5 protein-coding genes and 1 riboswitch are annotated in these 7066 nt (G+C 29.6%); of the genes, 4 read left to right on the top strand and 1 reads right to left on the bottom strand.

The features are described from left to right. The first annotated feature begins 177 nt into the window (after window positions 1-177). Complete coding sequence (gene mreB, locus NSA58_RS13100; RefSeq protein WP_039681406.1) at window positions 178-1206, top strand: rod shape-determining protein; 1029 nt, start codon at window positions 178-180, stop codon at window positions 1204-1206. Between the two features lie 189 nt (window positions 1207-1395). Here mreB and yyaC read toward each other — a convergent pair whose 3' ends face one another. Then, window positions 1396-1905 (bottom strand): spore protease YyaC, encoded by a 510-nt coding sequence (gene yyaC / locus NSA58_RS13095; RefSeq protein WP_039681405.1) that lies wholly within the window; start codon window positions 1903-1905, stop codon window positions 1396-1398. A 204-nt stretch (window positions 1906-2109) separates the two neighbouring features. Continuing rightward, window positions 2110-2219: riboswitch (SAM riboswitch) on the top strand. A 104-nt stretch (window positions 2220-2323) separates the two neighbouring features. Between yyaC and metK the strand changes: the two genes are divergently transcribed. From metK to NSA58_RS13080, 3 genes are all read left to right on the top strand, one after another. Beyond that, a complete protein-coding gene (gene metK / locus NSA58_RS13090) occupies window positions 2324-3517 on the top strand; it encodes a methionine adenosyltransferase (protein ID WP_039681404.1) in 1194 nt (397 codons plus the stop codon). A gap of 140 nt (window positions 3518-3657) precedes the next feature. Continuing rightward, window positions 3658-5880 (top strand): SF1B family DNA helicase RecD2, encoded by a 2223-nt coding sequence (recD2, locus tag NSA58_RS13085; RefSeq protein ID WP_074080207.1) that lies wholly within the window; start codon window positions 3658-3660, stop codon window positions 5878-5880. Between the two features lie 2 nt (window positions 5881-5882). Then, a complete protein-coding gene (locus NSA58_RS13080) occupies window positions 5883-6665 on the top strand; it encodes a ComF family protein (protein WP_039681402.1) in 783 nt (260 codons plus the stop codon). Window positions 6666-7066 lie beyond the last annotated feature (401 nt).

Genomic DNA, 7066 nt, shown 5'->3' with positions numbered 1-7066 from the left:
TAAGCAATAAAAATAAATAATAATATAAAATAAAAATTATCATAATATAATAAAAATATAGCATAAAACCTACACTTTTTCCTTGACTTATATTATTTTTTTGTATATCTTGTAACATAGAGGTCTTTAATAGAAAGCAAATTAACTTTATATATAAATAATAAGAGGAGTGAGAATATGGCTGGAGCAGATATAGGAATAGATTTAGGGACGGCAAATGTCTTAGTATATGTAGATGGTAAGGGTATCGTATTAGAAGAACCATCAGTAGTTGCGATTGAAAAAAACACAAATACAGTTTTAGCAGTTGGAAATGAAGCGAGAAAAATGATAGGTAGAACACCTGCAAATATAGTGGCAATAAAACCATTAAAAGATGGTGTTATTTCAGATTATGAAGCAACTGAAAAAATGTTAAAATACTTTACAGAAAAGATAGTAGAGAAAAAAGGATTTAGAAGGCTTGTAATGCCAAGAATAATGGTGTGTGTACCAACAGGTGTTACAGAAGTTGAAAAAAGGGCAGTAGAAGAAGCAACTAGAGAAGCTGGGGCAAGAGAAGTTTATATAATAGAAGAACCAATAGCAGCAGCGATTGGTGCTGGTATGGATATATCTCTACCAAATGGGAATATGGTAATAGATATAGGTGGAGGAACTACGGATATAGCTGTTATATCTCTTGGGGGAGCAGTAGTTAGTGACTCAATTAAAGTAGGTGGAGATAAGTTTGATGCTGCCATAGTAGCTTATATTAAGAAAAAGCATAATCTTCTTATAGGTGAAAGAAGCGCAGAAAAGCTGAAAATGGAAATTGGGACAGCTATGAAAGATAGTGAAGAAAAGCTTATGAAAATAAGTGGTAGAAATATAATAAAAGGACTTCCAGAAACTATAGAAGTAAGCTCAGAAGAAATAGCAGAAGCTTTAGAAGAATGTATAAAGCAAATAGTTGCTACAACTAGAGTAGTATTAGAAAAAATACCACCAGAATTGGCAGCTGACATAAGTACATCTGGGATAGTAATGACAGGTGGAGGAGCATTATTAAAGAATTTAGATAAGAGAATTGAAGAAGCAACAGGAATTAATGTAATAGTTGCTGACGATCCATTATCTTGTGTTGCAAGAGGAACTGGTTCATCATTAAGTACATTAGATTTATTAGAAACAGGTGGAACATTTAAAAGAAGAAATAAAAAATAATATAAAAGGGCTGTCATAATAATTTTAATTAGTATGTACGGCCCTTTTTAATTTGTAAGAATTTTATATTTTATATGAAATATGGATAAAACATAAAATCCAACTACTTAATGGAGCAACTAACCAGATTTATAGTCCGTTGCCACATTAACAAAGCGAATTTTCAGATAAGTACATAGATGATTATGTTTAAGTTGAGAGTAATATTGATAAAGCAATAGTTTCAGCCAATTCGAGAATAAAATGTAGTCGAACATTATTAAATGAAAATCTATTATTTTCATCTACTTTATCTACAATACCTACAATTGAATGAGATCCAATTTGCGGGAGTTTTTTACCTACGCCTTTACCTGGAAGAATGGGTCCTTTTCTAATTTGGATATTTCCTATATTATTTATAGAACCTAAGCAGGCATCAATAGCTAAGAATTCACTGTTAGGATGTTTTTCTTTTACTTGATCAATAGATTCATATATGTTCAAGGCATGAATAGGATTATCTAGGGTACCGTAAACGGGGTATTTAAAGTCGCTATTTTTAAGCATAGTACCGACTAAAGGACCTAAAGCATCTCCTATAGCACGATCCGTTCCTATACAAATAACAACGGTATTTTCATTAATTATATCTTTGAGTATTAAGCTTAATATTTCTATAACATTTTCTTTTTTATAGTTCACTTTGGCTAAATACATAGGAACTTACCTCCCTTCAAAAATATATGAACTACCTAATAAAAAAATACATAACTTTAATAAACATAAAGACACTTATATATTAATCATATGATGCAAGGTGTAATAGTGTTCATAAAATAAATAAATTCTTGACACTATATCAAAAAAAGGTTATCATATAGTTGTTAAAAGTAATATTAAAATATGTGTAATCGTGATTACACCTTATCAAGAGAGGCGGAGGGACAGGCCCTATGAAGCCCAGCAACCACTTCCAATATTTGGGGGACGGTGCTAAATCCTACTTAACGGAAACGTTAGAGAGATGAGGTTAGTTAATTAGAATTTTTATGTGATAATTAACCTCTTCTGTCAAAGAAGAGGTTTTATTTTTACCCAAATTGACAAAAATACATAATAAAAAGGAGGAAGTACAATGTCAAGACATTTATTTACATCGGAGTCAGTAACTGAAGGCCATCCAGATAAAATGTGTGACCAAATTTCAGATGCAATATTAGATGCTTTATTAGAGAAGGACCCTTTATCAAGAGTAGCTTGTGAAACAACTACAACTACAGGATTAGTATTAGTAGCAGGTGAAATATCTACAAAAGCTTATGTAGATATACAAAAAATAGTTAGGGATACAATAAAAGAAATAGGATATACAAGAGCTAAGTATGGATTTGATAGTCAAACTTGTGCAGTTATAACTGCTATAGACGAGCAATCATCAGATATAGCTATGGGAGTTGATGAAGCTTTAGAAAGTAGGAGTGGAGAACAAACTGAAGAAGAAATAGAAGCTATAGGAGCAGGAGATCAAGGTATAATGTTTGGATTTGCATGTAATGAAACTCCAGAATTAATGCCATTACCTATATCTTTAGCACATAAATTATCTAGAAGATTAACAGAAATAAGAAAAAATGAAACAGTAGATTATTTAAGACCAGACGGTAAAACTCAAGTTACAGTAGAGTACGATGGAAATAAGCCAGTAAGAGTACATACTATACTAATATCTACTCAACATAGTGAACATGTGGATAACGAAACTATAAGAAAAGATTTAATAGAGTTAGTAATAAAAGAAGTTATACCAGCAGATTTACTAGATGATGAAACTAAAATATACATAAATCCAACAGGAAGATTTGTTATAGGTGGACCACAAGGAGATACTGGTTTAACAGGAAGAAAAATAATAATAGATACTTATGGAGGATATGCTAGACACGGTGGTGGAGCATTCTCAGGAAAAGATGCAACTAAGGTTGATAGATCGGCTGCTTATGCTGCAAGATACGTTGCTAAAAATATAGTAGCTGCAGGACTTGCAGATAAGTGTGAAATAGAACTAGCTTATGCTATAGGTGTTGCTAAGCCATTATCTATATTTGTTGACACATTTGGAACAGGAAAAGTGTCAGAAGCTGAGTTAGTTGAATTAATTAATAAGAACTTTGACTTAAGACCAGGTGCTATAATAAGAGACTTAGACTTAAGAAAACCTATATACAGACAAACAGCTGCTTATGGACACTTTGGAAGAACTGACATTGATTTACCATGGGAAAGAACTGACAAAGCTGAAACATTAAGAAAACAATCTTCAGTAAAATAATTTTAATAATTAATATAAATAATAAAGAGTTGTAGAATATACGGCTCTTTATTTTTTTTACATTAAGTGATAACATAAAATATACTTATAATACTAATAATTATAAGTATGAGTTAATAAATGATTTTAGGAGAATTAAAATGGAAAAATTACAAGGAATGGTTAGCGATATAGTCTTTAAAAATGAAGAGAATGGTTACACTATAGCATCTTTAGCTAATGAAAATGATGAAATAACTATTGTAGGCTGTATGCCAACTTTATCTGTAGGAGAAAGTATAGAGGTTGAAGGAAAATGGATTAATCATAAAATTTATGGTTCTCAATTTGAGGTACAAAGCTTTATGCCTGTTACACCGTCTTCTTTAGAAGGTATTTATGTTTATTTATCTTCAGGTATGATTCATGGAATAGGCGAAAAAATGGCTAAAAGGATAATAGATAAATTTGGTGTAGATACTTTAAATATTATTCAAAATACTCCAGAAAGATTAACTGAAGTAGAAGGAATAGGTATGAAAAAAGTCAAGCAAATCCAAGAGAGCTATGAAGAAAATAGAGAGCTTAGAAATATAATAATACAACTATCTCCTTATGGAATAACTCCTAATTATTGTTTAAGAATATATAAAAAATACAAAGATAAGTCTTTAGAAGTGATAAATAAAAATCCATACAGATTAGCAGAAGAAGTAAGAGGTATAGGATTTAGAATAGCTGATGATATAGCTAGCAAGATTGGTATAGATAAATATTCTCCAGATAGAATTATGCAAGGTATTTTATTTACACTAAATCAAAGTCTAGGGAGTGGTCATACATACTTGCCTAAAAGGGTATTGATTGAACAATCAGTTAAAATTTTAGGTGTAGAGCCCACATTTGTAGAAAATGGAATCATAGATTTGGCATACAATCAAAAATTACATTTAGAAAATAGAGATGGAGAAATTTTAGTATATTTAATGATGTATTATATATGTGAAAATGGTGTGTGTAAGGAAATTGTAAAGTTATCTCAACATGAAACTAAAGATTTACATATTAATATAGATGAAGAAATAAAAATTGTTGAAAAAGAAGATGAAATAAGTTTAGCCAATAATCAAATCTTAGCAGTAAAAGAAGCTATAAATAATGGAGTAACAATTATTACAGGTGGTCCTGGTACAGGAAAAACTACAACTATAAATACTATAATAAAAATATTTGAAAATAACGATCAAAAGGTAGTTTTATGTGCTCCAACAGGTAGGGCAGCTAAAAGAATGAGTGAAACTTCAAATAAAGAAGCTAAGACTATTCATAGGCTTCTAGAAATGGGATTTTCCACAGATGGTGATGAATTAACATTCTTTAAAGATGAAGAAGACCCCATAGAGGCAGATGTAATAATATTAGACGAGGCATCTATGGTTGATATTATATTAATGTATAATCTGCTAAAAGCAATAAAACTAGGAACAAGGTTACTTTTAGTTGGAGATAGTGATCAGTTACCGTCAGTAGGAGCAGGAAATGTTCTAAAAGATATAATCGATTCTGGTGTAATAAAGACAGTGCGATTAGATGAAATATTCAGGCAAGCAAGAGAAAGTATGATAGTAGTAAATGCCCATAAGATAAATAATGGAGAACCATTATTTTTAAATGTTAAAAATAAAGATTTCTTCTTCTTGAGAAAAAATACAAACGAAGAAATTTTAAATGAAATAATAGGCCTTGTTAGCGAAAGGCTACCTAAGTTTTATAACTTTGATAAATTAAAAGATATACAAGTGTTAACATCCATGAGAAAAGGTGACCTAGGTGTAACAAATCTAAATATAGAATTACAAAAATACCTTAACCCTCCTAATAAATATAAACAAGAAGAAGAGTTTGCTAAGAGAACTTTTAGAGTAGGGGACAAAGTAATGCAAATTAGAAATAACTACACGAAAAAATGGGAAACAGAAGACAAAAGTGATAATGGTGAAGGTATATACAATGGAGATATTGGATATATATTTCATATAGATAAAGATAAGAAGACTGTTTTTGTACTTTTTGATAAGGTGAAAATTGCTTCTTATAAATATGATGAACTAGATGAACTTGATCATAGTTTTTGTACTACAATTCACAAAAGTCAAGGGAGTGAATTCCCTGTAGTAGTTATACCTATAGTTTGGGCTCCTCCTATGCTACTAAGTCGTAATTTACTCTATACTGCAGTAACAAGGGCAAAAAAACTTGTTGTATTAGTTGGTGATGTTAAGTATTTAGAACAAATGATCAAAAATAATAGAATAAATGACAGATACTCTAATTTATCATATAAATTAAATAAATTTATAAAAGAAGGGTTGTTAAGTAGATAATAATGAGATTTATATCAAAGTTAATTCCAAATAATATAAGAGAAACTATAAAGGTTCTAATAAATTATGTTTATCCTAGAAATATAACTTGCATAATTTGTGATAATCCCATAAAACTAACTAACTCTTATTCTCTTTGCAGAAGTTGTTTTAAGGAGCTAAATTTTATTTTTGATGGATGTAATAAATGTGGCAAACCTATAGTAAATAGAAATTTGGAAAGAGAAAGCTTAATTGAGTGTAACTATTGTTATAATAAAACTTTTTACTTTGATAAAGTAATCTCTTGTATAGAATATGATGATATAAGTAAAAAATTAATTTTAGATTTTAAATATAAAAGTAAAACTTATTTGTGCAAATATATAGCGTGCCTAATGGAAGAAAAGTTTTTGCTAGAAGGTATAGAAGCTGACTATATATTATTTGTTCCTTTACATAAAAAAAGACTAAAAAAAAGGGGATTTAATCAAGCAGAAAAAATAGCTAATAAATTAGGCGATTTACTAGATATACCTATATTGGATTGTATTAGCAGAGTAAAAAATACAAAAAAGCTATACAAGCTAAATAAAGAAGATAGAGAAAAAGAATTGAAAAATGGATTTAAGATAAAAGAGAATATTAATCTTATAGAAAATAAAAATGTAATATTAATTGATGATATTTTTACTACAGGATCAACAGCAAATGAAATATCAAAAGTATTGAAAATGAACTCTGTAAATAGTATATGTATATTTACATTACTAACAACTTGTGTAGATGTATATATAAAGGAATAAAATTCTATTGACAGAATTGTTTTAAGCCGTTAAAATAGTAATATGTTTCAGGTCTGTGGTTGCAAGTCCAAGCCAGACGCAGGCTAAAGGATCCACGTAAGTTAACACTAAAAATTGGGTTAATGATCATGGTGCGTCTTAGATGTAAGACCTACCGGTATTAAAATCGAGATGGTTAGTAGTGAGGCAAACCCGAGCGAAAGCTGCAGTAGGCGAGTGTGGGGTCAAAGACCAGGTCAGCTGAAACAAAAAGTACCTAATAGGTACTTTTTTTTATAAAAAAAAGAAAACGATTTCTAAAAAATATTGATAGATATCAATAAAATTGCATAATATAGAAATATATATCTATATTAAGAAAAATTTCTCAAGATTATATAAACAAGAATGAAATAATAATT

The organism is Terrisporobacter muris (genome assembly GCF_024621905.1).
GTDB lineage: Bacteria > Bacillota > Clostridia > Peptostreptococcales > Peptostreptococcaceae > Terrisporobacter > Terrisporobacter muris.
The sequence above is the reverse complement of the archived record's forward strand: the minus strand, read 5'-3'. Positions and strand labels throughout refer to the sequence as shown.